This is a genomic window from Bacillus hominis (assembly GCF_030348325.1).
Taxonomy (GTDB): Bacteria; Bacillota; Bacilli; order Bacillales; family Bacillaceae_G; genus Bacillus_A; species Bacillus_A hominis.
Window position 1 is genome coordinate 1,404,775 of the sequence record NZ_JAUCFS010000005.1, and the last position, 24,911, is coordinate 1,429,685.

Sequence of the window (24,911 nt, forward strand, 5' to 3'; positions counted from 1 at the left end):
TATGACAAACTTCAAGAAAAATAAAAAGGTAAATTCCTGTATAGGGAAGCTATTTTTTATATAGGTTATATTTAAAAGAATATTTCGTTTATTATAAAATTAGGTTAAGATAAGGTGAAAGAAGGAAGAGAGGGGAAGTAGATGATTATAATAGGTTATGCAGGATATGAGTTAGAAAAAGCAAAACCGAATACATCAGAAGATTTTTTTAATAGATCTGAAGTGACATATATATTAAATAATCAAGAGAAAACCTTTTCTGTCTTATATGTTCGATATTTTGAAGAAATTTTACAAGAAATTACTCCTTTTGAAGGAAATCCAGTTTATAAAGTAGAAGAACAAGACGTATATTTACGAGATATTGTAGCGATCGCTTGTTTAGTGAACAATAAAGAGCTACGCGCGCAGAAGCGCTTGTATCTCAATGAAGTGACAGACTTTCAACGATACTTTGACGAGGGAACAGTGGCGAAAGTACAAGAAATATTAGCTGAATTACATAAAAATAAAAGAGTAGAAATAGCGTAAAACGGCAAAGGAGAGAGAAGCCATGTCTAATTTGATGGTTGAAAATCAAACAGAACAAGTTTCTATATTTTTAGAAGATGTAATTTCCTTGATAACTAATTATGTAAATTATCATACGTTACCTTCTTTATTGGAGGAGACACCAACAGGAAACGAGCAATATTATAAAGGGATATTAGCATCAATAAGAAGACTTCTTGTTTTTTGTGAAGAAGGACTTGATGCATGTTTTGTTTTGTTAAATAGCCAACCATTTAGAAAGACCGCAGCTGAAAAAGTTTTATATAAGATTTACCATCAAGTAATTGCAGAGTTTTTTTCGCCAAAGAATGATCATTGGTATGAAAATAGTCGTTCTGCTTATACAGGGAAAAATTCTATTGTTTTTCAGCAAATCCCCCCTGGATCTACAGAACGAATGATGAAGGATTTAGAAGGTAAATTTCAATTGATGCGTGAGGAACTAGAATATTATGAGACAGATTACCAAACAAAAATGTTGCACAAATATTAATTAAGGAAAAGAAGCTAAGGAAACTTAGCTTCTTTTCCGTTTGTCCAGTTATATAAGGGATTTTAATTGAATATAGTTAAAGTGGATAGCGTCAAGGAGGTGTGACATGAGTCAGCAAGGTGTATTTACAGATTACTTTCATGAAGTAGAAAGCTGGTGTGAAAGTGTTCTTCAAGTATTAGATAGCCGTGCAATGGAAGTGTATGATGTCCATATGCTGGCTTATAAAATTCAAACGTTATTAGAGCGTATGAAAGAGCATGAATACGACACAGATGCCGAGTTTATGTATGAAATAAGTGATGATGTAGAACATATTCAACACCATTTACAGGAAGTATTTATGCAAGAAGGAGAGGAATATGAACTATGTGAAAGAGGGGATAGCGAACGAGCTGTTCCGATTGGGGGGCATACACTCCCGCCATTACCTTATCCATATAATGCGCTAGAACCGTACATTTCACAAGAAATTATGATGTTACACCATGATAAACATCATCGTAGTTACGTGGAAGGATTAAATAAAGCAGAGAAGATGATGGAAGAAGCGAGAAAAACAAATCAATTTGATTTAATTAAGCATTGGGAAAGAGAAGCGGCTTTTCATGGATCAGGTCATTACTTACACACGATATTTTGGAATAACATGAAAAAAGATGGTGGTGGAAGTCCGAGAGGGGCTTTTTCACAACAAATTGAGCAAGATTTCGGAAGTTTTTTACGTTTTCAAAAGCATTTCACAGAAGCAGCTTCTAAAGTGGAAGGTTCAGGATGGGCGATTCTTGTATGGGTACCCCGTTCAGGAAGGTTAGAAATTTTGCAAAGCACGCTTCATCAATTGTTTACACAGTGGGATACGATACCACTCCTTGTACTGGATGTATGGGAACATGCGTATTATTTACAATATCAAAATCGAAAAGATGAATATATTAAAAATTGGTGGAATGTTGTAAATTGGCCAGATGTAGAAAAGAGATTTGAAAGTGCGAAGCAAATTGAATGGACACCGTATTAGACGCATATTCCATGCGTCTTTTTTAGTGGAGGTGGAAGGAAGATTTCGTTCATATTTTAAAAGGCCAAGCATACACTTGTACAAAAAGTGCCAAAAGGACGTGGGGGGGAAATATGAGACGAATTTGTATAATAATTACGCTAATTATAATGTACGCAAGCGTTATGCCGATTCCTACATATGCAAAAATGAACGGTGGTGTCAGTGCTCGTAACGCAGTCTTAATGGAACAACAATCCGGTCGTGTGCTATATGGAAAATTAGAACATGAGCCACAAAAAATTGCTAGTATAACAAAAATTATGACAGCTTTGTTAGCTGCTGAATCAGGAAAAATGAAAGAGCTAGTATCGGTTAGTAATGAAGCTGTACGAGTAGAAGGATCGGCAATTTATTTAAAACCTGGACAAAAAGTGAAGTTAGAAGATTTAGTTTACGGATTAATGCTTAGATCTGGTAATGATGCAGCACAAGTAATTGCTGAAAATGTGGGAGGGAGTATAGAAGGGTTCGTATATTTAATGAATGAAAAGGCGAAAGAAATTGGAATGAAAGATACTCACTTTTCAAACCCACATGGCTTAGACGGAGATGGATCGCATTATTCGTCGGCTTATGATATGGCACTTTTAACGAAATATGCAATGGGGAACGAGACTTTCAAGAAAATTTTCGGGACAAAAACGTATAAATCAGATTCTTGGGATTATCCGTGGAAAAACAAACATAAGCTTGTGACATCTTATTATGAATTTGCAACAGGGGGAAAGACAGGGTTTACGAAGAAAGCAGGACGGACGCTTGTCACAACGGCTTCAAAAGATGGACTAGATTTAATTGTCGTAACTTTGAGCGCTTCTAGCGACTGGGATGATCATATGAATTTGTTTGATAAAGGCTTTGAACGCTATGAGCAAACGAAAGTTTTAGGACAAGGAGCACTAGCTGAAATAAATGAAAAAAAATATGCCAACCATGTTTATACGAAAAATAGTTTTTCTGTACCTTTAACTGAAGAGGAAAGAAAGAATGTGTTATTAAAAGTTGAATTTGATAAAAGTGTAAAACCTTCGGATGGAGTGAAAATTGGGAAAACGGAAATTTTTGTGGGCAATGAGAAAGTTGGAGAACGTAATTTATTTTATAGCAAACGGAAGTTAGTAGCCACAACGGGAATGTACTGGAATAATGTGAAAGAAATTTTTTCTCACATGATAGGTGTTGGGATAGATGGTTAATCTCGTATGGGTAGCGATGGCAGTTATCGGGATTGTGTATGCCATGATAAATGGAACGATGGAAGAAGTGAATAAAGCAGTGTTTGAAGGATCAAAAGATGCAGTAACGATTTGTATAGGGCTTATTAGTGTTTTAGTATTTTGGCTCGGTTTAATGAAAATTGCCGAGGAAGCTGGATTGTTAAAGAAGTTAGTATTACTTTTTATGCCAATAGTAAAAAGGTTGTTTCCAGAAATACCAAAGGATCATCCGTCAATGGGATTTATTTTATCAAATATGATGGCGAACTTTTTTGGATTAGGTAATGCAGCAACTCCCCTTGGTATTAAAGCGATGGAACAACTAAAAGAGTTAAATGGAGGAAAGGATTCGGCAAGTCGTTCTATGGTGACGTTTCTAGCCTTAAATACATCAGCAATTACATTAATTCCGACTACTGTAATTTCAATTCGAATGACTTATGAATCAGCAAACCCTACTGAAATCGTTGGCGTAACATTTATAGCACAAGTGTTATCGATGATTGGAGCGATTTGGATTGACCGCTATTTTTACCGGAGAAGGAGTAGAAAGGGGCGGAAAAAATGAGTATTGTAAATACAATTTCATTATGGGTAATTCCTTGTGTAATTGGTTTTATCCTTTTATATGGCACGATAAAGAAAGTTCCAACGTATGAATCGTTCGTTGAGGGCGGAAAAGAAGGGATTCAAATTGCGGTTTCCATTTTGCCGTTTATGGTTGGGATGCTTGTATCTATTTCTATTTTCCGGGCATCAGGTGCTCTAGATGCGATGATATCGGTAATGAAGCCGATGTTAGACTTTATTCATGTACCAGCCGAAATCGTTCCACTTGCACTTATACGTCCGATTTCGGGATCTGCTGGTTTAAGTATTACGACCGACTTAATCGCTACATATGGGCCAGACTCGTTTATTGGTAGGTTAGCTTCAACGATGCAAGGTAGCACAGATACGACCTTTTACATATTAACAGTATACTTTGGGGCTGTTGGTATTAGAAAAATGGGAGATGCATTAAAGGTAGGACTTTTTGCAGATTTAATCGGAATTATTTGTTCAATTGTGTTTGTTTCCCTATTGTTTCGGTAATGCTATTCATTTTTTACGGTATTTAGCTTATAATACGTATACGACCACTATTAACGTGTAGTTTAATAGTGGTTTTTTTATGCGGTATTTTTGACAAAATGGTGAATTTTTATTGTGAGAAATATGAAAAATGTGGACAATAATAAAGGATAAAAACATGATTTGACCTTTATATGTTTATTATCGTTGCTATGTTGTTTAAGTGAGATGGAGCAAATAGCCGTAAAGCATATGCGGTTGCCAAGTCTTTCTAATGTAAGGTAAGATTAATTCGAGGTGAAAAAAAGAAATGGAACGATTACAAAAAGTGATTGCGCAAGCAGGTATTGCATCGAGAAGAAAGGCTGAGGAATTAATTCAGCAAGGGAAAGTGAAAGTTAATGGGAAAATAGTGAAGGAGTTAGGAACAAAAGTAACTCCTCAAGATAAAGTAGAAGTAAATAACATCCCTCTTGAAAAAGAAGAACCTGTTTATTTTTTACTATATAAACCAACTGGTGTAATTTCAAGTGTATCAGATGATAAAGGAAGAAATGTTGTAACAGACTTTTTCCCTGAAATTAGACAACGTTTATTCCCAATCGGACGCTTAGATTATGATACGTCTGGCGTATTATTGATGACAAATGATGGGGAATTTGCAAACGTATTAATGCATCCGAGATATAAAGTTGAAAAAACGTATGTTGCAAAAATTAAAGGGCCATTAACAGGTGAGAAAATTCGCATGTTAGAACGAGGTGTTGCATTAGAAGATGGAAAAACAGCACCAGCAAATGTGAAAATTATTTCTTGGGACAAGCGTAAAGAGATGGCGATTGTACAATTAACGATTCATGAAGGACGTAATCGTCAAGTACGTCGTATGTTTGAAGCGTTAGATTGTAAAGTAGTGAAATTAAAACGTGAACGCTATGCTTTCTTAGAAGTAGGGAGCCTGCGACCTGGTGATGCAAGAGAATTGACGCCACATGAGGTGAAACAATTACGTGCACTAGCTTCTACAAAGCCAAGATAAGCTATAGAGTTAAAAATTCACCAGTGGAGTGCTCTGCTGGTGATTTATTCAATACAACATTTACAGAAAATAATATATACATTTGTCGAGGAAAGGAGAGGCAATATGAAAAAAAATCGCTTATTATTTCGTGTAATCATTCTGCTCATTTTATGTGGTGCTGTAGGATTTACACTCTACCAAGGATTTTTCGCTGATAAAGAGAAAATGCAAATTGGAAAAGAAGCACCAAATTTTGTAGTGACGGATTTAGAAGGAAAGAAAATTGAGTTAAAGGACTTAAAGGGAAAAGGGGTATTTTTAAACTTTTGGGGAACTTGGTGTAAACCTTGTGAAAAAGAAATGCCTTATATGAATGAATTATATCCAAAGTATAAAGAAAAAGGCGTTGAAATTATTGCGTTAGATGCAGATGAAACAGATATTGCAGTAAAGAACTTTGTGAACCAATATGGATTGAAATTCCCAGTTGCAATTGATAAAGGACAAAAGATTATAGGGACATATGGAGTGGGTCCATTACCGACGAGCTTTTTGATTGATAAAGATGGAAAAGTAGTGGAGCAAATTATAGGTGAACAAACGAAAGAACAGTTAGAAGGGTATTTAAAGAAAATTACTCCGTAAGAAAGAAAGCCTTTACATACGAGGTGCATACCTATAGTGCCTCCGGTTTAAAAATTCTGAGTATTGCGGTAACTTGAGGTTGGAATATACAATAGTACATATAGATACAGGGGCGGTGAGAGTGTTGAAAGAAATTAAGTGTGAATGTGGACATGTTAATCCGATAGGAACCGTTTTTTGTGAAGCTTGTGGGAAACCATTTGAAAGCAATGAAAATGTAAAACTATTGGATATGCGCTATGAGGGGAGTGCTCGGAGATCTCTCACGCAAACAAAAACGATAGTCGATAAAATTTGGAGCTTTTTCTCTTCTGTAAAAGTGGGTGTATGGCTAATCGTAATCACTTTAGCTGCTTCAGCGATAGGAACTATTTTTCCGCAAGAAATGTACATAACTCCAGGGATTGCACCAGCTGAATATTATAAGCAGGAGTACGGATTTTTAGGACAATTATATTATCAATTAGGATTTAATAATTTATACGGTTCATTGTGGTACATGATGTTAATTGCTTCTATAGGGATTTCACTAGTGATTTGTAGCTTGGATCGTGTCATTCCGCTTTATAAAGCTTTAAAAAAGCAAGGTGTAAAAAGACATCCAAGCTTTTTAAAGAGACAAAGGTTATACGGGACTGGCACTCCGCAAGATGGTGACTTGGAAAGATTACAAATGAATTTAAAGAAAAGAAACTATAATGTAAAAGTGGAAGACGGAAACGTTTTAGCGGAAAAGGGACGTTTCTCGCGTTGGGGTCCATATGTAAACCATATCGGTCTTATTATCTTTTTATTCGGTGCGATGCTCCGTTTTTTACCGAGCATGTACGTAGACGAATCGCTTTGGTTACGTGATGGTGAAACGAAAGAAATACCAGGGACGGATGGTCAATACTATTTAAAAAATGAGAAGTTTATAAAGGAAGTTTATGATAAAAGCAAGGACAAGGAAGTTTATGATGAAGCGATTGATCGTGTAGGCGATAAAATGATTGCGAAAAACTTCCAAACGAACGCTGTATTATATAAAGCGGTAGGCGAAAATATAGCAGGACAAAAACCTAAACTAGAAAAAGTAAAAGAAGCGGAAATTCGAGTGAATGAACCGCTGAAATTTGATCAATTTGCTGTTTATCAAGTGGATTATAAAGAAAGTGAATTTAAAAGTATGTCCTTTAACTTGCAAAATAAAGAAAATAATCAAAAGTGGGGACCGATTAAAGTAGATTTAGCGAATCCTACAGAAAAATATGATTTAGGAAATGGTTATTCTCTAGAACTATTAAGCTATTTCCCTGATTTTTATTTTGACGAAAATGGAAGACCAAATACAAAAACAAAATTACCAAACAATCCTGCATTCGTATTTAAAATGTCCACGCCTGAAACACCAGATGGTGAAGTGAGTTTTGTTGGTATTCAGCAAAACATAGAGCCTGACGGGAATAATAAATATAAAATGTCATTTGCAGGTGTGGAAATGCAAAATGCAACAGCTCTTACAGTAAGAAAAGATTTGACGCTTTGGATTCTCGGTATTGGAGGATTTATATTTATGGTTGGTGTGATTCAAGGTATGTATTGGAACCATCGCCGTATTTGGATACAACGTGTTAATGATGAATGGTGGATTGCAGGACATACGAATAAAAATTGGTTCGGTTTAAAGAAAGATATTGAAAGAGTACTAGAAGGTACAGCAATTCCGCAGCCAAGCGATAAAGTAATTGATAAAAAAATTAGTTAAGGTGGGGAAACGATATGGTGCAAATAAGTAGTAACTTTCTCTTTACCGCATTTATTTTATATTTAATTGCAACTCTATTTTTTGGGGGAGCAATTAAAGAAAAGGGTCATAAATGGGCAAATGTAGGAATAACGATTACAATTTTAGGGTTTATAGCACAAACAGTATATTTTGTTACAAGGTGGATTGCATCAGGCCATGCGCCAGTTAGTAACTTTTTTGAATTTGGTACATTTTTCGGCATGATGCTTGTTGGCGCATTTATTGTAATGTATTTTATGTACCGCGTAAGTATAATCGGACTATTTGCATTACCAGTTGCGCTTTTATTAATTGCCTATGCAAGCATGTTTCCGAGAGAAATATCTCCGCTTATTCCATCTTTAAAAAGTAATTGGTTACATATTCACGTGACGACTGCAGCAGCAGGACAAGCGATTTTAGCAATTAGTTTTATTACGGGCGTAATGTATTTATTGAAAAATGTAGATCAATCAACGAGAAGCAAACGTACATTTTGGTTAGAAACGGTAGTGTTCACACTTGTTTGTACAGTTGGATTTATTGGAGTAACAACGGTATTTTCTAGTATGAAATATGAAGCGAAGTTTCAATGGATTGATAAAAATGAACAACAAGTTGAAATGAAGTATAATCTTCCTGCTTTAGTTGGACCGCATGAAGGGAAGTTATTGACAGAAAATAAATTAGAGCCGACAGTTGAAGTTCCAGCGATTGTAAATGCGAAAAAATTAAATACTGTAATTTGGTCTGTGTTAGTCGGAACGTTGCTCTATATCGTATTAAGGCTTACTTTACGTAAACGAGTATCAGCGGCGCTTCAACCGTTAGTGAAAAATACGAATAGTGATTTGTTAGATGAAATTGGATATCGTTCTATAGCAATTGGATTCCCGGTATTTACATTAGGGGCGTTAATCTTTGCGATGATCTGGGCTCAAATCGCTTGGACACGCTTTTGGGGTTGGGACCCGAAAGAGGTTTGGGCGCTTATTACTTGGCTCTTTTATGCTGCGGTACTACATTTACGTTTATCTAAAGGATGGCATGGAGAAAAATCCGCCTGGCTTGCAGTAATTGGTTTTGCAATCATTATGTTTAACTTTATTGTAGTAAACTTAATTATCGCGGGTTTACATTCATATGCATAGAGAAATAAAATAGGAGAGTGTATGTCACTTTCCTATTTTATTTTTGTCAACTTTTCTTCTTTTTTGAGAAAAACATGACAAAGTAGCGGTTGATTCTGTAAAATGATGTCGAGGACCAAATGTACTGTTCAAAAAAAATACATAGTTTTGGAAAAAAAATGAACAAAATTTATTATTCTTGTGAAGCATAATATGGGAAGTGGATCGTTAAAAAATGCTTAATTAAACGAGGATAGGTGCAACATTATATTGTAGAAGGGTAGGTGTAAACCGTTGTGGTAAAAGTACGCAACGGGTAGAAATGGAAAATGAATCAAGAATTTTAATTGTAGACGATGAGGATCGTATTCGTCGTTTATTAAAGATGTATTTAGAAAGAGAGCAATACACAATTGAAGAAGCGGATAATGGTGATACAGCTTTAGAAATGGCGTTACAAAATGATTATGATTTAATCCTATTGGATCTTATGATGCCTGGTAAAGACGGTATCGAAGTGTGCAAAGGGGTTCGTGAGAAGAAAGCAACACCAATTATTATGCTGACAGCAAAAGGTGAAGAAGTAAATAGGGTACAAGGGTTTGAAGTTGGAACTGATGATTATATTGTAAAGCCGTTTAGCCCGCGTGAAGTAGTACTTCGTGTGAAAGCGGTATTACGCCGTTCTGTACCAACGACATTCTTTACACAAGATACAACGACGAAAGATGTTACTGTGTTCCCTCATTTAACAATTGATAATGATGCGCACCGCGTTACAGCGGATGGTAATGAAGTAAACTTAACACCGAAAGAATATGAATTACTATTATTCTTAGCGAAAGCTCCGGATAAAGTTTTTGACCGTGAGCAATTGTTAAAAGAAGTATGGCAATATGAGTTCTTCGGAGACTTACGTACAGTTGATACGCATGTAAAGCGTTTGCGTGAAAAGTTAAGTAAACAATCACCAGATGCAGCGAAGATGATTGTTACCGTTTGGGGCGTTGGTTACAAGTTTGAGGTTGTGAACGACTGATGCTTTGGAGAAGTGTAGTAGGGAAGTTATGGATGACCATATTACTTCTTGTTTCGTTTGTTCTTGGATTTGTTGCTATTTTACTTTCACAGTTTTTTAGAACGTATTATGTTGATATGAGTGAAGCTAGGCTTCAGAAAGTTGCAACAAGTGTCACGGAATTAATTGAAGAAGGTGCCGATGTAAAAACGATTGAGGATATTGCTTACAAATTTTCTGATCCACTTTCAAGGATTATCATTGTAGAAGATGGTAAGGAAATTTCTTCTTCGCCGAAACAAGAAGGATTAGTTACTCTTACAATAGATGATTTGAAAAATGATAAAGAATTAGCAGCTGTTTTTACAGATAAAAAGGATATTAAGAATAATATTAGAAAAGCTTCTAATAGTAGGAAGAATAAGAACACTGAAAATGATATTATGATCGTCGGGAAACCAGTACAGTCAAAAAAACAAAGTGCGGTGTTTGTATATGAATCATTGCAAGTTCCTATACAAGGTATGGAGAGAACGACTGATTTTATTTTCTTATCAGCCGGGATTGCGATTATTTTAACAACTTTCTTTGCATTTTTCTTATCTACTCGAATTACGGCACCGCTCCGTAAAATGCGTGAGGTTGCATTTGAGGTGGCACGCGGGAAATTTGATACGAAAGCCCCTATGGTGTCGCAGGACGAAATTGGTGAGCTTGCAACTGCTTTAAATCAAATGGGGAAGCAGTTGAAGTTTAACATGAATGCCCTGCAGCAAGAAAAAGAGCAGTTAGCTAGTATTTTGAGTAGTATGGCAGATGGTGTTATTACGTTAAATCAAGAAGGTGAAGTCGTTGTTATTAATCCACCGGCAGAACACTTCTTACAAGTTTGGCAAGAAGAAAAAGAAGTAGAGTTAAGTAAAAAACTTCCTTCTGAACTTGTTGAACTATTCCATCTCGTTGTAGAAAGCGAGCAACAACAAGTTGTTGAAATTAATTTGCAAAAAGGTAACTACGTAGTTCTTATGACACCGCTTTACAATCAAACGAAAATTCGTGGAGCTGTAGCAGTATTGCGAGATATGACGGAGGAGCGTCGTCTTGAGAAAATGCGCCAAGACTTTATTGCGAATGTATCACATGAACTTCGTACACCGATGGTAATGCTTCAAGGATATAGTGAAGCAATTTTAGATGATATTGTGCAAACGAAAGAAGAAATTAATGAGTTTGTTCAAATTATTTATGATGAATCTGTTCGTTTAGGTAAACTTGTAAATGAGTTATTAGATTTAGCTCGTATGGAAAGTGGGCATGTAGAGTTACATATAGGTGAAGTAGATATTCATCCATTTGTCGAAAAAATTGTCCGTAAATTCCAGGGGATTGCAAAGGATAAAGAAGTTGAACTAACAGTAGATTTCCAAAGTCCAATTGAACAATATCCGTTTGATGCAGACCGTATGGAACAGGTATTGACGAATTTAATTGATAATGCAATCCGTCATACAAATGCAGGTGGACATGTTACACTTGTAATTAATACGAAAAATAGTGGCCTTATTTTCGAAGTGCAAGATTCAGGTGCTGGTATTCCAGAAGAAGATATTCCGTTCTTGTTCGATCGATTCTATAAAGCTGATAAAGCGAGAACGCGCGGGAAAAAAGTTGGAACGGGACTCGGACTTGCGATTGCTAAAAATATTGTTCAAGGTCATGACGGGAAGATTTCTGTATCGAGTGTCGTTGGAGAAGGAACTACATTCTCTGTATATTTACCGAATCGTATAATTTAGATATACATGTTTTTAAAAGGTGATCATGAATAAAAGCTCTACTGTTTTTTATTTTTTTGTAAGTGCAATTAAATAAAAAATGGTAGAGTTTTTTTCTTTAATAATCAGAATGAAAATAAATAGAGAGGTGTCGTGATGAAATGAAGCTTTATACAAAAACAGGTGATAAAGGGGAAACGAGTGTCATAGGTGGCCGAGTGGATAAAGATCATATACGTGTAGAAGCTTATGGCACAATTGATGAGGCGAATTCTCATATCGGATATGCCATGTCTAAATTGCAAGAGGAATGTTTTCATAACATTTATAACGAACTTGAAAATATTCAACATGAACTATTTGATTGTGGAGGGGATTTAGCAATAGTAGAGAAGAAAATTCCTTATAAAGTAACGATAGAGATGGTCGAGTATTTAGAGAGACGAATTGATTCGTATACAGAAGAAGCGCCGCCGTTAGAGCGTTTTATTTTACCAGGCGGTAGCGAGGTATCGGCTGCACTACACATTGCACGTACAGTTATAAGAAGAGCAGAACGTTGTATAGTGTCATTGCAAAAAGAAGGAGAAACCAATGAAATTGTTCTAAAGTATGTAAATAGGTTATCTGATTATTTATTTGCGCTTGCTAGAGTAATAAATGCACGTTTACAAGTGAAAGATGTGGAATATAACCGCAGTGCATTTGTTTTTCGTAATAAAGAAGAGAAGGAAGTGGAGTAATTCACTTTCTTTTTTTGTATACTTTTTTCTGTAATATCCCACAATAGAGAAGGTATGACGGTTATTAGAAAACGGAGGATGTATATGAAAGCGTTAAAATGTGGCGTGGTGATATTGAGTATATTATTTTTATCTCAATTACATGTTTACGCTGAAGAGAATCAGTGGATATGGCCTGTTGATGGGCAGATAAGTGATTATTTTGGGACAAGACATGGGAAACACTACGGTATTGATATAGCTGCGCCTATTGGAACGCCTGTTGCAGCTATTCAAAATGGTAAGGTCACAAAGTCTTATTTTTCAAGTAGTTATGGAAATGTTGTGTTTATTAAACATGGAGAATATGAGGCTGTTTATGCGCATTTAAATAAGAGATATGTAGTTCAAGGGGATAACATTTCAAAAGGAGAGCTAATTGGAGAGGTAGGGAATACAGGAGAATCGCGAGGGGCACATTTACATTTAGAAGTGCATCAAGGGAGATGGACGATGGAGAAAAGGAATGCGATGAATCCGTTGCTTGTTTTAAATGAACAAAAAAATCAAGTCGTGTCATCATCACTATATATTGTACAAAAAGGTGATACTTTAGTTGGCATTGCTCGGAAATTTAGTATGACAGTTGAGGAAATTAAAGTGAGGAATGGATTGCGACAAGAGCAAATCTATCCGAACCAACAACTATACGTTAAGTAAAGGAAATGTCCCAAAAGCATAACTTTTGAATAGATTTATTTTCTTCTTAGTTAAGATTACGATAGTAAATGAATTTATATCGGCGCAAATTGAAATATATCGAACGCAACTCTCATTATACCGACTTAACAGCAAAATGCGACAATAAGAGCAACTCATTCCTAACAAAAAAACCGTCCCAAAAGATCTTTTGGGACGGCTTCTTTTACCAAAAAATAAAGACACATATAAATCCAGAAATAGCTAAGTAGCTATATAAGTAAAAGACTTTTGTTCTTGTTTTTTCTTTTGTCCGAAATAGTACGATAGTTGGTTCGATTAGACCAATTGTAAGACAAAGTAAACCAAGAAGCATAAAGCCAATTGAAAGAGAATACAGGGCGATTTGTGGTGCTTGAAATGGAATCATCCATTTTAATAAAAATGCAATAAGTGCAGTGTAACAAATGCTACCGATGTATTTATTCAATGGTGTATTAGAACGGAAACCAGGAAGTTTCTTGGAAAAAGGACGGGAAACAACTTCCGTTTGTAAAGATGTATGTGCTTCAATTATTTTTTGAGCTTCTTTTCCTTTTTGGAAAAGGGATAAAATCCAGTTTCGCTCACCTTGGAAAATAAATTGAGAAGTTGTTAAATAATGATCAACTTTTACCTTATTCCAACTCTTCCATGGATGACGCTCACACAATTTTAATTTACTTTCTGTTTTTTTATCATACTGATAAATGCTTATGCCATCTTGGTCAAAAGTAGCGTAGTATGTCTCTCTTGAGAATGTGCCTAGATCAATTGGACAGTAGAAAAGTAATTCTTTTTTCAAATAAAAGTATTCTTTTCTTAAGTTCTTTTTCATTGCTTCTCGAATAGAGTGTCTTTTATCTTTCTTCATGACATTTCCTCCATAACTCAGAAAATGTTCTTATCTTAACAATTCAACATCTTATCACTTTTAACGATATATGACTAGGGGATTCATAAGAGAAATACCGAATTATAAAAAATATGGGTTGTATTGTAAAATATATAGTGATTGCTTCTTTAATAATATAAAATAAATAACTTATTTTTAATAAGTTACACTTTTTTTGTTCACAATACGATCATGTTGTTGTATAATGAAGTGGAAAATAGAATATCGGTCTATCTTCGGGGCAGGGTGAAAATCCCGACCGGCGGTGATGAACAGTTAATAATTTCGTTCTAAGCCCGCGAGCCGTTAAGGCAGGATTTGGTGTGATTCCAAAGCCGACAGTACAGTCTGGATGGGAGAAGATGGAGGTTCAAGCGTTCAAAAAAGATAAGTATTTGAACGTCTGTTTGATGTGCCTTAAAATTCTCCCTTTGTGTAAATCACAAAGGGTTTTTTCGTTCTATGAAAAAATAGGCATAGCAGAACCTTTCCACTTTCCATGAGAAGATCGATGGAAAAGGAGAGAGAAAGATGAAACAAAAAAACAGTGTAGTGCAGATGGTGAGTGTAGCGATGCTAAGCAGTATTGCGTATTTACTAATGATGTTAGATTTTCCATTCCCAGGGCTTCCGCCATTTTTAAAAATTGATTTTAGTGATGTGCCAGCTTTAATTGCAGCGATAATTTTCAGTCCAATTGCAGGTGTAATTGTAGAAGCGATAAAAAATATTTTGCATTACGGAATTCAAGGGAGTTTAACGGGAGTACCAGTAGGAGAAGTAGCAAACTTTATAGCGGGATGTTTATTTATTGGTCCAGCAGCATTCTTATTCCGAAAGTATCGCACAGTAAAAAGTTTAACGACAGGATTAATGCTAGGAACAATTACTATGACAGTTATTATGAGTGTGTTAAACTACTTTATCATTTTACCAGCGTACACTTGGTTTTTAAATTCACCAGCTATGTCTAGTGATATTATGCGACAAACTATTGTCACGGCGATATTACCGTTTAATGTAATTAAAGGAATTGTTGTAACAATTGTATTTGTAGCATTATTTTCACGCTTGAAAGTATGGGTATTTGCAAAAATGAAAAATGCTTAAAAATATTAAACCATTGGCAGCTTAACTGCTAATGGTTTTTTTAGTGAGAATGAAAAAGAGAGCAAAAAATCCCCCTCATACTTATGAGAGAGATTTTTTGAAGTTAATAAAAGACTATTCGAATTTTAAAGAGTCGCCATCAAATGATTCGTCAGCAACTTTAATTGAGTCAGTTGGACAACCTTCGAATGCATCCATCATATCTTCAATTAATACATCTGGAATTTCAACGATACCTTGGTTATCGTCTAATGTTACAAATGCAATACCTTCATCATCATAGTCATAAATGTCTGGTGCAGCAGCACCACAAGCACCACATGCAATACAAGTATCTTTGTCAACGATTGTATATTTTGCCATCTTTTTTCCCTCCTGATAATATGTATGTGAAAAGTTCGCCAAAAAATTATAACCTTATTGTAAAACGGTTTTTAAAACTTTTCAACATAAAATTATAATGATAATCCTTATCAATTAGAGTGTCAACTTATTTTTGAATTATTTCATAAGATTTTCAAAATACTTAAATGTTATTTCGTTTGATACAATAGAATATATACAAGCATATTGTGCGAGCATGGTAAGTTTAATAACAATAAACGTGAAATCGTATTGAAAAGGAATTAAGTTAGACTGAAAGGTGGAAGCGGTAATGCAGCTGCAATATACGTTATTATATTGTTTAAAACAATTGAATGGTGAAAGAACCGTTTCTTCTATTTATTATTTACTAAAAGGCAAGCGATCTTCGCAAACGCTTCAAGATGGTAATATGTTCCAAGTTTCTTTTTTGTTTGGGGTATATAAATCATTAAATAGAGCTGATTATGATCGAGAAGTTTCAAAGTTGTTACAAGCGGAGTTGGTTCAAGCTATACATGAAAATACATATGTGTTAACGACTACTGGTAAAATGCAATTAAACAAATGGGAAGAGGTATTTGCTTTTCCGACGTATTTACATGGTTTACATTATGGTGAATTAGGTGCAACGTTTTGGAAGAGGTTATCATTAATTGTTCAAACCATTTCGAATTTACAACAAGCGAATACTAAATTTATTCCAATTCAACAAGATACAGAAATAATGATGTGGGTGAAGCGTTTTCTCACTGGAATGCCATATGTGAGGAGTGAATTGGCTAAAAGATTGTGGGAGGAAATACATAATCTTTTAGAAAAAAGTAATCCAGTAGAGGCGACAATTGTAACATATCGTTTAACTGGCTATGGACGTATTGGTTGTACTGTACAACAATTAGCAGAAATTACGAAACAAGATATATTTCGAGTACATTTTTTATTTTGGGGTACAATTCACTTCTTTATTCAAGAAGTTCGCAATAAAGAAAATGAGTTTCCGTTATTAGCTGAAATTATATCTTATCCAAATGAGAGGGCTGATTTGTTTAGCTTGTCAACGAAAAAAACATATAATTTTTGGAGACAAGGGTGTTCTTTGGAAGAAATAGCAACAATTCGGAATTTGAAGGTTGCAACGATAGAGGATCATTTTGTAGAAATTGCTTTACGAGAAAAAGAATTTTCTATTGAGATGTTTATGGAAAAAGAAAAAATAGAAAAAGTAACAAAAGTAATTGAAGCATTACAAACACGTAAATTGCGTGTGTTGAAGCAAGCGGTTGGAGAGGGAATCTCTTATTTTGAAGTCCGTCTTGTATTGGCACGGATGGAGGGTATAAATGAAGCTTGAGGAATATTTATATAAGTGGTTTGGATATTCTGAATTTCGTCCGGGGCAAAAAGGAGTTATTACGGACTTATTGGAAGGGAAAGATGTTGTAGCAATGCTTCCGACTGGAAGGGGGAAGTCAATATGTTATCAACTTCCAGGGCTTCTGCAAGAGGGGACGGTGCTTGTTGTATCACCATTATTATCTTTAATGGAAGACCAAGTTACGCAATTAAAGTATGTCGTGAAAAATCGAGTTATTGCATTGAATAGTTTTCGGACGTTAAGTGAAAAAAGAGAAGCGATGAAAAAGCTATCTTTTTATAAATTTGTTTTTGTATCACCAGAGATGTTGCAGTCGGAACTTCTAATAAGAGAATTGAAAAAAATTCATATTTCATTATTTGTCGTAGATGAAGCACATTGTATTTCACAATGGGGTTATGATTTTCGGCCAGATTATAAAAAATTAGATAAAGTAATTGAGAGTATCGGATCTCCAACAGTACTAGCATTAACAGCAACTGCGACAAAGGGTGTACTGCGAGATATAGCGAGAAGTTTAAATCTAAAAAATATCGCTGAGCATGTGTACTCAATTGATCGTCCAAATATTGCGATGGAAGTACAATTTGTGGAAACAATAGAAGAAAAAAAAGAGGCGCTTTTTGAGCATGTAATGTATTTGCAAGGGCCTGGTATTGTTTATTGTTCAAGTAGAGCCTGGACAGAGCGTTTAACCGAGTATTTAAGAGGAAAAGGAATTACAGGTGTAGCTTTTTATCATGGTGGTATGGAACACGAAGAGCGTATGTTAATTCAACAGCAGTTTATGAATGACCAGTTGCAAATTGTAATATGTACAAGTGCTTTTGGGATGGGGGTAAATAAGGCGAATACAAGATATATTATTCATTTTCAATATCCGACAAATGTAGCTTCCTATTTACAAGAAATTGGAAGGGCGGGAAGAGATGGGGAATTGAGTATAGCTATTTTATTATGTAGTCCATTGGATCACGATTTGCCAATTTCAATCATTGAAGATGAATTACCAAGTAAATCGCAAATACAATTTTTATTTTCGTTACTACAAGAAAGAATGTTTCAAACGAAAGTATTACCATTAGAAGATGTAGAAGAAATTTGTTATAATGCAGCAAGATTTAATGAACAATATTGGCGTTTTATCCGTTATCATCTCGAATATCTTGGAATCATACAACAGCGAAATCTTATGCTAGAGAGCTTGTCAGATGAAATAATGCACAGATTAATAGCGGAAGTGGAAGTGAGACTACGTAATAAATATAGTGAGCTAGAAAATATGAAGTCATGGATACAAGTTCAAGGATGTAGACGTGAATATTTATTACAACACTTCGGTTATAGAAAGGAAAAAGAGATAGAAAACTGTTGTGATTACTGTGGTATTACAAAAACAGATTATAAAAAAAGACGAGCGCAACAGTCAGTTTTCGACTATAATTGGGAAACAGAGTTGCAAAAGCTTTTCGGCCTAGGGAAGATGGAGGAATGATGAACATTCAAAGGCATAATGTTGAAGATATGAGTCCGAGAGAAATAAGACTGAATCTCTACATAACACAACTAATCATTATTGGTATCGGTTGTTTACTAGCATATATATTATTTCAAGATAAAAGAGAAGTTTATAGTTTGTGGAAATGGGAACCGGTTTCTATACTTGTAATAGGTGGCTTGTTAGCGATTTGTATTGTGTTATTAGATTATGTTGCAATGCGAGTGTTTCCGGAATCTTGGTTTGATGATGGTGGTATTAACGATAGAATGTTTCAAGGGATTTCTGTCATGCATTTACTCGTTATCACGTTTATTATTGGCTTTGCGGAAGAGTTTTTATTTAGAGGTGTAGTGCAGACTCATTTCGGAATTGTAATAGCGAGTTTAATTTTTGCTGTGTTACATATTCGGTATATAACGAAGCCCTTTTTGTTTTGTTTCGTCTGCTTTATTAGTTTTGTTTTTGGTTATGTATTCGAGTGGACAGGAAATCTGTTTATAACAATCTTTGCACACTTTCTTGTTGATTTTATAATGGGGCTCCAATTAAGAAAATAAATGGAAGGTGGTGGTGAACAACATGAGAAAACGAATTCCTGATTTTGAAGAGGAGTTAGAAGTTGAGCTAGTGGAAGAAGATGAAGGTTTACCGCCGCGTAGTGAAATTCATAGAAATAAAGAGAAAAAACCAAAGTTTAAAATGAATCACATTTTCGTCCGAGTGTTAACATTTTTATTCATATTGTTACCTATTAGTATCCTATGGTATACGGATAAGTATATACAGGTAAAAAGTGATAGTAATAATGCTGAGAAAAGTGCGTTTGAAGTAATTTTCTTTGATTCAGCTAAGACTGAATCAAAGAAGCAGTCTGAGAAAGTAGCAACTCATGTTGTGAAAGATGGAGAAACTTTAGAAAGTATAGCGAAGCAATATTTCTCAGATGAAAATGGGGTAGAAATAATAAAAAAGTATAATGATTTACAAGAAGACGAAGTGAAAGTAGGACAAGAATTGAAAATTCCTATAAAAGATAAGTCCACGAAGTATGAGAGCTAGCTAAATGAGTGATATATAGCTGCACATAAAATTAAGGACTATACTTTACGAGGAGGGAGAGTAAAAAATATATGTTATGGATTATATTATTATGTACTCTCATATGCGTTGGTTTTGTATGTCTTCTTGGAATGTATAAAGAAGCGATGCGTAATACAGTGTTGGAACATACTTTAGTATTCGAAGAATTTCCGGAAAGTTTTCAAAAGGTTAATGTTTTTTTTATTTCGGATATTCATAGAAGGATCATTTCTAGCTCGTTAATTGAACGAGTGAAAGGAAAAGTAGATATCGTAATTATTGGCGGCGATTTAGCTGAAAAAGGAGTACCTTTATCGCAAATCTCTTTAAATATTCAAAAGTTAAGAGAAATAGCCCCCGTATACTTTGTATGGGGAAATAATGATTATGAAATTGAATATCACGAATTAGATGCTTTATTAATAGAAAATAATGTGAAGGTATTAGATAATACAAGAGCTGTATTTGAGTCTGAATTAGGAGAGAAAATTTGCTTACTCGGTATCGATGATGTTGGATTAGAACGAGATCGTTTAGATTTAGCATTGGCTGATTGTAAAGAAGAAGGTTTTCGCATTTTAATTAGTCACAACCCAGATATAATAAAGAAAATGTCCGGTAAAGAACAAATTTCGCTCGTATTAAGTGGACATACACATGGAGGTCAGATTCGGTTGTTTCCATCTGAAAAGTATTTAAAGGGTGGCGTATATAAGCATTCTAATACGACTCTCTTTGTTAGTAATGGGTATGGAACAACATTGTTCCCTCTCCGTTTTCGGGCACCTTCCCAAACACATATCATTACGTTATGCGGAGGAAAATAATGCCGACTTCAAATGGGAAATATAATATAAAAGCTGTTTCAAATATACTTGGAATTCAACCGAGTACACTTCGCGCATGGGAAAGACGCTATCATATTATTGCCCCAAAGAGAAATCGTGCAGGGCATCGTTTATATACAGAAGAGCATATTCATATTTTGAAATGGTTAATGAACAAAGTTTCTGAGGGGATGATGATTGGACAAGCAGTTCAGTTATTAGAAGGGAATCGGTTGCAGAATAACGTTCAAAAAGAAAAAATTACTGATACAGAAGTTGTTTTAGTGGACGATATACTACAAGCTTTGTTAGAATTTGATGAAATTACAACTTCTGCATTATTAAACGAGGTTTTTAGTATATATTCAACGGAAAAGGTTGTTACAAGCATCATTCTTCAAGTGGCAAACAAGTTGTTAACTTTAAAAAATAATAATGAGATTACAATGTCACAATTTCAATATGTTGTATCATTCTTACAAACCCGTCTAGGAATGATCTATCATAATGCGTCAGTGTATTCTTCCGTTAACAAAGTTTTCGTTTTAGAAAATAATATATTAAAAGGATTTATTTTTGCGACGTATTTACGACTAAAAGGATATCAAGCAATGTATATGGGGACAAGTTTAGATGAAGAAGGTATTTTACTAGCTATTGAACAATTACAACCTAAATATTTGTTTATATCTTTTGATGATGAACGAGAACTTGAAGAGGCAGTAGAATTTATTGACTTGTTGCAAGAAAAAAATGAAAACCTCTCTGGTGGTTTTATAGGAAAAAAAGGCATTGGAGATCAATTAAGTCTTCAAAATATCCTGATTGGTAACACGAAAGAAGAGTGGGATGGATGGTTAAAAATGTCAGAATAGTCGTTCGAAAAGAACCATCTATTTTCTATTTCATATAATAAAAATTAGATGCAATGGTTACGTAGGGAGGGTATGAGATGAGACTGGAACGTTTAAATTATAATAAGATTAAAATTTTCCTAACATTTGATGATTTATCTGAACGAGGATTAACGAAAGAAGATTTGTGGAGAAATGCACCGAAAGTACAGCAACTATTCCGTGATATGATGCAAGAAGCGAATAAAGAATTAGGGTTTGAAGCGGATGGACCGATTGCTGTTGAAGTATTTTCTCTACAAGCTCAAGGTATGGTTGTAATTGTAACAAAAGAAAATCACGAAGTGGACACAGAAGATGAGTTCCGTGACGAGTTTATTGAAATGCAAGTGACTCTTGATGAAAGTGAACATATACTTTACGAGTTTGCTACATTAGATGATGTAATCAATTTGTCAAATCGCTTATATAACCTTGGTGTAACTGATGGGAAGTTGTATACGTGGGATAATCGTTTTTATCTTTGGATAGAAGAAGAAGAGCAATTTCAATTATTGAAGGCGGATTTTATAGCTATTTTAGCGGAATACGGTAATCCGTCAACAGCAACAATTTACCGCATAATGGAATATGGTAAAGAATTAATGGATTCTCAAGCAATTGAACAAATATACAATTACTTTGTGAAAAAACAAAACCTCAGCTAATATAACGTAGCTTGAGGTTTTATTTTTATTCAGCTGAAGATTGGAAACTATAAAATCTATAAAGCGAAGTGTAGGCAACAAGACTAGCCAACCTGTATTTTAAAATTTAATCAGTATTTCTTGATAAAATAATTGTTTTATCGAATGTATTTTGATGAAAATAAAAAATATTTAAATATTTAAGTATTTTACTTTTCTAAAAGCAATAAAAGGACTATAATAATAGTGAAAACGCTTGCAACGCAAAATAGTTTGTATATATTTGTTAGCGTTTTCTATTGCATTCCAAATTTAACGGTGTATACTAGGCAATGAAGGTTTACTAAACAAGTGAAATTACAGGGGGTTTACTTACTATGGTAGCCGAAAAGGGAACTCAAACGAAAACACAACAACAAGGGGAACAACATTTTGAATTGTTGAATTCAACACAAATTGTAATTAATGAAGCATTAGAAAAATTGGGTTATCCAAACGAAGTATATGAATTATTGAAAGAACCAATTCGTATGATGACAGTGAAAATTCCAGTTCGTATGGATGACGGTACTGTTAAAATATTTACAGGATATCGTGCGCAACATAATGATTCTGTTGGTCCAACGAAAGGTGGAATTCGCTTCCATCCAAACGTAACAGAAAATGAAGTGAAAGCACTTTCTATTTGGATGAGTTTAAAATGTGGTATTGTTGATTTACCATATGGTGGAGGTAAAGGTGGAATCATTTGTGACCCACGTGAGATGTCTTTCCGTGAATTAGAAAGATTAAGCCGCGGTTATGTACGAGCAATTAGCCAAATTGTTGGTCCGACAAAAGATATTCCAGCTCCAGATGTATTTACAAACTCACAAATTATGGCATGGATGATGGATGAGTATAGCCGTATCGATGAATTTAATTCACCAGGATTTATTACAGGTAAACCACTTGTATTAGGTGGATCACACGGACGTGAAACAGCGACTGCAAAAGGTGTAACAATTTGTATTCGTGAAGCTGCGAAAAAACGTGACATTGATATTAAAGGTGCACGCGTTGTTGTTCAAGGATTTGGTAATGCAGGTAGCTTCTTAGCTAAATTTATGCATGATGCAGGCGCGAAAGTAATTGCAATTTCAGATGCTTACGGTGCACTACATGATCCGAATGGATTAGATATTGACTACTTACTAGATCGTCGCGATAGCTTCGGTACTGTAACAAAACTATTTAATAATACAATTTCAAACACAGAACTGTTAGAACTTGATTGCGATATTTTAGTTCCAGCTGCAATTGAGAACCAAATTACAGAAGAAAATGCTGATAAGATTAAAGCGAAAATTGTAGTTGAAGCTGCAAATGGTCCAACTACATTAGAAGCAACAAAAATCTTAACAGATCGTGGTATCTTACTTGTTCCAGACGTATTAGCAAGTGCTGGTGGCGTTACGGTATCTTACTTTGAGTGGGTACAAAATAACCAAGGTTACTACTGGACTGAGGAAGAAGTAGAACAACGTTTAGAAAAAGTAATGGTAAAATCATTCGATTCAATTTATGAAACATCACAAGTCCGTAAAGTGAACATGCGCTTAGCTGCATACATGATTGGTGTTCGTAAAATGGCTGAGGCTAGTCGCTTCAGAGGTTGGGTATAATATATAATGTTTTGAGAAAACGTGATTTCCTTTTGAGGGAATCGCGTTTTTTTGTTGAAGTTACTAGTTAGAGGTGTTGAATATGAACAATGAAAAAATAGATCGAGTAGATCGATTAGAAGAGAGGGTAAAACAGTTGGAGTGTGAGCTAGTAAGAACTAAAAGTGCTCAGAAAACAAGTAGTATTAGGATGTTAGGAGAGGGTTTATTGCATCTGGTTTTTGGAGTGGTTGTTGTAGGGGCAAGTATCGCTATATTATTTGGAATTATTACGTGGATTGGTGAAAAATAGAATAAAAATAAAAAGAACACTTGTTCTGTACGAACAAACGTGCTATAATCTCCTTAGATAAACAAAACGGAAATGATTTTAAGGAGAGATAAATGATGAAAATGACAGTAGACCAAAGATTTATGATGCCAGCAGATGTTGTAGAACGAGTGGAAGTATTACGAAACAAACAAAGTAAGCGTGGCACATTATTACAATCAGTAAATAAATTTTTCGGCTTAGATACGAAAGAAGATTGTGTTTGGTTTTACGGTTTTTATGGAGTCGCTGTAAGTATTTTATTATTTATGGTGTTCACATCAAATATTTTCGATTTTCTCTTCGTGTAAGAAATATGCGATAAGGACATTGCTACCGAATACATATATAAGGAAGTAAGGTAATTTTCTAAAGCGGGAGTTGGTAGTAATGGCGATGTTTCCTATAGAGCGTAACTATATTGGATATGGAAGTTCACGACCGGGAATTCCTCTCTCTAAAGTAAGGTTTATTGTAAGTCATGATACGGGGAATCCTGGTAGCAATGCGATAGGAAATCGGGATTACTTTAATGAAATACAACCGAAAGCTTCGGCGCATACATTTATAGATGACAAAACAATATTGGAAATTGTCCCTATAAATGAAGTTGCGTATCATGTTCGGTATGGTGTGCCGACGGATAATGACCTATATGGTTATGATGCGAATAAGGCTGCTATTGGTGTGGAACTTTGTTATGGCGGTGATGTTAACTTTTGGGAAGCATATACGCGTTTTACATGGTATCATGCTTATTTATGTCAAAACTTCGGCTTGAATCCGAAAAAAGATATCGTATCACATAAAACACTTGATCCAGCTAGAAAGATTGATCCTGAAAATGTATTAGGGAAACAAGGTATTAAATTTCAGCAGTTTTTAGCAGACGTCTATCGGATGTACGTTTCGTTTAGATGACAAACATATGAAAAATGAATACAATAAAGATAGGTGCCTACTGCTGTAAGTAGGTTTTTTCTTGTTTATATAAATAGAGCAGAGGTAGAAGACTAGGAGTGAATAA

The 24,911-nt window shown here is 34.9% G+C and carries 28 protein-coding genes and 1 riboswitch; of the genes, 26 read left to right on the forward strand and 2 right to left on the reverse strand.

Translation table 11 applies throughout. The annotated features are described in order from the left end of the window. The first annotated feature begins 141 nt into the window (after positions 1–141). From QUF93_RS09550 to QUF93_RS09615, 14 genes are all read left to right on the forward strand, one after another. Positions 142–531 carry a hypothetical protein gene (locus QUF93_RS09550; RefSeq protein ID WP_289358596.1) on the forward strand — a complete coding sequence of 130 codons (390 nt, stop codon included), beginning with the start codon at positions 142–144 and terminating at the stop codon, positions 529–531. Positions 532–553: 22 nt separating this feature from the next. Next, a complete protein-coding gene (locus QUF93_RS09555) occupies positions 554–1,045 on the forward strand; it encodes a YpuI family protein (protein ID WP_002117577.1) in 492 nt (163 codons plus the stop codon). Between the two features lie 106 nt (positions 1,046–1,151). Beyond that, positions 1,152–2,066, forward strand: coding sequence for a superoxide dismutase (locus QUF93_RS09560; protein WP_289358597.1), 915 nt, complete (start codon positions 1,152–1,154; stop codon positions 2,064–2,066). Between the two features lie 113 nt (positions 2,067–2,179). Then, complete coding sequence (locus QUF93_RS09565) at positions 2,180–3,304, forward strand: D-alanyl-D-alanine carboxypeptidase family protein (protein ID WP_128281655.1); 1,125 nt, start codon at positions 2,180–2,182, stop codon at positions 3,302–3,304. Continuing rightward, positions 3,297–3,893, forward strand: coding sequence for a spore maturation protein SpmA (gene spmA, locus QUF93_RS09570; RefSeq protein WP_289358598.1), 597 nt, complete (start codon positions 3,297–3,299; stop codon positions 3,891–3,893). The genes QUF93_RS09565 and spmA overlap by 8 nt, the downstream gene beginning before the upstream one ends. Then, a complete protein-coding gene (gene spmB, locus QUF93_RS09575) occupies positions 3,890–4,420 on the forward strand; it encodes a spore maturation protein SpmB (protein WP_002086660.1) in 531 nt (176 codons plus the stop codon). The genes spmA and spmB overlap by 4 nt, the downstream gene beginning before the upstream one ends. A 289-nt stretch (positions 4,421–4,709) precedes the next feature. Further along, a complete protein-coding gene (rluB, locus tag QUF93_RS09580; RefSeq protein WP_002117587.1) occupies positions 4,710–5,438 on the forward strand; it encodes a 23S rRNA pseudouridine(2605) synthase RluB in 729 nt (242 codons plus the stop codon). A 105-nt stretch (positions 5,439–5,543) separates the two neighbouring features. Further along, complete coding sequence (gene resA, locus QUF93_RS09585) at positions 5,544–6,065, forward strand: thiol-disulfide oxidoreductase ResA (protein WP_289358599.1); 522 nt, start codon at positions 5,544–5,546, stop codon at positions 6,063–6,065. A 121-nt stretch (positions 6,066–6,186) separates the two neighbouring features. After that, positions 6,187–7,812: a cytochrome c biogenesis protein ResB gene (resB, locus tag QUF93_RS09590; protein WP_289358600.1), complete on the forward strand. Its 1,626-nt coding sequence runs from the start codon at positions 6,187–6,189 to the stop codon at positions 7,810–7,812. 14 nt (positions 7,813–7,826) lie between these two features. Then, positions 7,827–8,984, forward strand: coding sequence for a cytochrome c biogenesis protein ResC (gene resC / locus QUF93_RS09595; protein WP_002117594.1), 1,158 nt, complete (start codon positions 7,827–7,829; stop codon positions 8,982–8,984). Positions 8,985–9,285: 301 nt separating this feature from the next. Beyond that, positions 9,286–10,002, forward strand: a complete 717-nt coding sequence (gene resD, locus QUF93_RS09600) for a DNA-binding response regulator ResD (protein WP_128281650.1) — start codon at positions 9,286–9,288, stop codon at positions 10,000–10,002. Beyond that, a complete protein-coding gene (gene resE, locus QUF93_RS09605; protein WP_289358602.1) occupies positions 10,002–11,777 on the forward strand; it encodes a sensor histidine kinase ResE in 1,776 nt (591 codons plus the stop codon). Before resD ends, resE begins: the two co-directional genes overlap by 1 nt. Before the next feature lie 140 nt (positions 11,778–11,917). Further along, complete coding sequence (locus tag QUF93_RS09610; RefSeq protein WP_002117602.1) at positions 11,918–12,499, forward strand: cob(I)yrinic acid a,c-diamide adenosyltransferase; 582 nt, start codon at positions 11,918–11,920, stop codon at positions 12,497–12,499. An 84-nt stretch (positions 12,500–12,583) separates the two neighbouring features. Then, positions 12,584–13,198, forward strand: coding sequence for a LysM peptidoglycan-binding domain-containing M23 family metallopeptidase (locus QUF93_RS09615; protein ID WP_289358603.1), 615 nt, complete (start codon positions 12,584–12,586; stop codon positions 13,196–13,198). A gap of 205 nt (positions 13,199–13,403) precedes the next feature. On the opposite strand, the gene QUF93_RS09620 is transcribed toward QUF93_RS09615, so the two are convergent. Continuing rightward, positions 13,404–14,090 (reverse strand): hypothetical protein, encoded by a 687-nt coding sequence (locus QUF93_RS09620; protein ID WP_289358604.1) that lies wholly within the window; start codon positions 14,088–14,090, stop codon positions 13,404–13,406. Between the two features lie 249 nt (positions 14,091–14,339). Further along, positions 14,340–14,479, forward strand: a riboswitch (FMN riboswitch). Positions 14,480–14,642: 163 nt separating this feature from the next. On the opposite strand from QUF93_RS09620, the gene QUF93_RS09625 reads away from it, so the two are divergent. After that, on the forward strand, positions 14,643–15,221 hold the full coding sequence (locus QUF93_RS09625) for an ECF transporter S component (RefSeq protein ID WP_002011769.1): 579 nt from the start codon (positions 14,643–14,645) through the stop codon (positions 15,219–15,221). 114 nt (positions 15,222–15,335) lie between these two features. Here the strand turns inward: QUF93_RS09625 and QUF93_RS09630 are convergent, their stop codons facing one another. Continuing rightward, the gene (locus QUF93_RS09630; RefSeq protein ID WP_001151994.1) at positions 15,336–15,584 is read right to left on the reverse strand and encodes a ferredoxin; all 249 of its coding nucleotides are present in this window, start codon (positions 15,582–15,584) and stop codon (positions 15,336–15,338) included. A gap of 292 nt (positions 15,585–15,876) precedes the next feature. Here QUF93_RS09630 and QUF93_RS09635 point away from each other — a divergent pair, with 292 nt between their 5' ends. The 11 genes from QUF93_RS09635 (at position 15,877) to QUF93_RS09685 (ending at position 24,805) form a co-directional block, all read left to right on the forward strand. Then, entirely contained in the window at positions 15,877–16,938 is a 1,062-nt protein-coding gene (locus QUF93_RS09635) for a YpbB family protein (RefSeq protein ID WP_289358605.1), read from the forward strand. Beyond that, entirely contained in the window at positions 16,928–18,457 is a 1,530-nt protein-coding gene (locus QUF93_RS09640) for a RecQ family ATP-dependent DNA helicase (protein WP_289358606.1), read from the forward strand. Before QUF93_RS09635 ends, QUF93_RS09640 begins: the two co-directional genes overlap by 11 nt. Beyond that, on the forward strand, positions 18,457–19,020 hold the full coding sequence (locus QUF93_RS09645) for a CPBP family intramembrane glutamic endopeptidase (protein WP_002117615.1): 564 nt from the start codon (positions 18,457–18,459) through the stop codon (positions 19,018–19,020). Before QUF93_RS09640 ends, QUF93_RS09645 begins: the two co-directional genes overlap by 1 nt. 22 nt (positions 19,021–19,042) lie before the next feature. Further along, positions 19,043–19,522, forward strand: coding sequence for a LysM peptidoglycan-binding domain-containing protein (locus QUF93_RS09650; RefSeq protein ID WP_002117618.1), 480 nt, complete (start codon positions 19,043–19,045; stop codon positions 19,520–19,522). Between the two features lie 71 nt (positions 19,523–19,593). Beyond that, on the forward strand, positions 19,594–20,370 hold the full coding sequence (locus tag QUF93_RS09655; RefSeq protein ID WP_289358607.1) for a metallophosphoesterase: 777 nt from the start codon (positions 19,594–19,596) through the stop codon (positions 20,368–20,370). Next, the gene (locus QUF93_RS09660; protein WP_289358608.1) at positions 20,370–21,245 is read left to right on the forward strand and encodes a MerR family transcriptional regulator; all 876 of its coding nucleotides are present in this window, start codon (positions 20,370–20,372) and stop codon (positions 21,243–21,245) included. The genes QUF93_RS09655 and QUF93_RS09660 overlap by 1 nt, the downstream gene beginning before the upstream one ends. A gap of 77 nt (positions 21,246–21,322) precedes the next feature. Then, positions 21,323–21,931 (forward strand): genetic competence negative regulator, encoded by a 609-nt coding sequence (locus tag QUF93_RS09665; protein WP_289358609.1) that lies wholly within the window; start codon positions 21,323–21,325, stop codon positions 21,929–21,931. A gap of 356 nt (positions 21,932–22,287) precedes the next feature. Continuing rightward, positions 22,288–23,574: an NAD-specific glutamate dehydrogenase gene (gene gudB, locus QUF93_RS09670; RefSeq protein ID WP_088057991.1), complete on the forward strand. Its 1,287-nt coding sequence runs from the start codon at positions 22,288–22,290 to the stop codon at positions 23,572–23,574. Positions 23,575–23,656: 82 nt separating this feature from the next. Next, on the forward strand, positions 23,657–23,866 hold the full coding sequence (locus tag QUF93_RS09675) for a hypothetical protein (protein WP_289375271.1): 210 nt from the start codon (positions 23,657–23,659) through the stop codon (positions 23,864–23,866). Between the two features lie 92 nt (positions 23,867–23,958). Beyond that, positions 23,959–24,195, forward strand: coding sequence for a DUF3961 domain-containing protein (locus tag QUF93_RS09680; RefSeq protein WP_002083150.1), 237 nt, complete (start codon positions 23,959–23,961; stop codon positions 24,193–24,195). 79 nt (positions 24,196–24,274) lie between these two features. Next, positions 24,275–24,805 (forward strand): peptidoglycan recognition protein family protein, encoded by a 531-nt coding sequence (locus QUF93_RS09685; RefSeq protein ID WP_001240648.1) that lies wholly within the window; start codon positions 24,275–24,277, stop codon positions 24,803–24,805. The last annotated feature ends 106 nt before the right edge of the window (positions 24,806–24,911 follow it).

Bases quoted from the DNA above. Each gene is read 5' to 3' on its own strand.
- QUF93_RS09550 (WP_289358596.1), top strand. From the start codon at position 142: ATGATTATAATAGGTTATGCAGGATATGAGTTAGAAAAAGCAAAACCG.
- QUF93_RS09555 (WP_002117577.1), top strand. From the start codon at position 554: ATGTCTAATTTGATGGTTGAAAATCAAACAGAACAAGTTTCTATATTT.
- QUF93_RS09560 (WP_289358597.1), top strand. From the start codon at position 1,152: ATGAGTCAGCAAGGTGTATTTACAGATTACTTTCATGAAGTAGAAAGC.
- QUF93_RS09565 (WP_128281655.1), top strand. From the start codon at position 2,180: ATGAGACGAATTTGTATAATAATTACGCTAATTATAATGTACGCAAGC.
- spmA (WP_289358598.1), top strand. From the start codon at position 3,297: ATGGTTAATCTCGTATGGGTAGCGATGGCAGTTATCGGGATTGTGTAT.
- spmB (WP_002086660.1), top strand. From the start codon at position 3,890: ATGAGTATTGTAAATACAATTTCATTATGGGTAATTCCTTGTGTAATT.
- rluB (WP_002117587.1), top strand. From the start codon at position 4,710: ATGGAACGATTACAAAAAGTGATTGCGCAAGCAGGTATTGCATCGAGA.
- resA (WP_289358599.1), top strand. From the start codon at position 5,544: ATGAAAAAAAATCGCTTATTATTTCGTGTAATCATTCTGCTCATTTTA.
- resC (WP_002117594.1), top strand. From the start codon at position 7,827: ATGGTGCAAATAAGTAGTAACTTTCTCTTTACCGCATTTATTTTATAT.
- resD (WP_128281650.1), top strand. From the start codon at position 9,286: ATGGAAAATGAATCAAGAATTTTAATTGTAGACGATGAGGATCGTATT.
- resE (WP_289358602.1), top strand. From the start codon at position 10,002: ATGCTTTGGAGAAGTGTAGTAGGGAAGTTATGGATGACCATATTACTT.
- QUF93_RS09610 (WP_002117602.1), top strand. From the start codon at position 11,918: ATGAAGCTTTATACAAAAACAGGTGATAAAGGGGAAACGAGTGTCATA.
- QUF93_RS09615 (WP_289358603.1), top strand. From the start codon at position 12,584: ATGAAAGCGTTAAAATGTGGCGTGGTGATATTGAGTATATTATTTTTA.
- QUF93_RS09620 (WP_289358604.1), bottom strand. From the start codon at position 14,090: ATGAAGAAAGATAAAAGACACTCTATTCGAGAAGCAATGAAAAAGAAC.
- QUF93_RS09625 (WP_002011769.1), top strand. From the start codon at position 14,643: ATGAAACAAAAAAACAGTGTAGTGCAGATGGTGAGTGTAGCGATGCTA.
- QUF93_RS09630 (WP_001151994.1), bottom strand. From the start codon at position 15,584: ATGGCAAAATATACAATCGTTGACAAAGATACTTGTATTGCATGTGGT.
- QUF93_RS09635 (WP_289358605.1), top strand. From the start codon at position 15,877: ATGCAGCTGCAATATACGTTATTATATTGTTTAAAACAATTGAATGGT.
- QUF93_RS09640 (WP_289358606.1), top strand. From the start codon at position 16,928: ATGAAGCTTGAGGAATATTTATATAAGTGGTTTGGATATTCTGAATTT.
- QUF93_RS09645 (WP_002117615.1), top strand. From the start codon at position 18,457: ATGAACATTCAAAGGCATAATGTTGAAGATATGAGTCCGAGAGAAATA.
- QUF93_RS09650 (WP_002117618.1), top strand. From the start codon at position 19,043: ATGAGAAAACGAATTCCTGATTTTGAAGAGGAGTTAGAAGTTGAGCTA.
- QUF93_RS09655 (WP_289358607.1), top strand. From the start codon at position 19,594: ATGTTATGGATTATATTATTATGTACTCTCATATGCGTTGGTTTTGTA.
- QUF93_RS09660 (WP_289358608.1), top strand. From the start codon at position 20,370: ATGCCGACTTCAAATGGGAAATATAATATAAAAGCTGTTTCAAATATA.
- QUF93_RS09665 (WP_289358609.1), top strand. From the start codon at position 21,323: ATGAGACTGGAACGTTTAAATTATAATAAGATTAAAATTTTCCTAACA.
- gudB (WP_088057991.1), top strand. From the start codon at position 22,288: ATGGTAGCCGAAAAGGGAACTCAAACGAAAACACAACAACAAGGGGAA.
- QUF93_RS09675 (WP_289375271.1), top strand. From the start codon at position 23,657: ATGAACAATGAAAAAATAGATCGAGTAGATCGATTAGAAGAGAGGGTA.
- QUF93_RS09680 (WP_002083150.1), top strand. From the start codon at position 23,959: ATGATGAAAATGACAGTAGACCAAAGATTTATGATGCCAGCAGATGTT.
- QUF93_RS09685 (WP_001240648.1), top strand. From the start codon at position 24,275: ATGGCGATGTTTCCTATAGAGCGTAACTATATTGGATATGGAAGTTCA.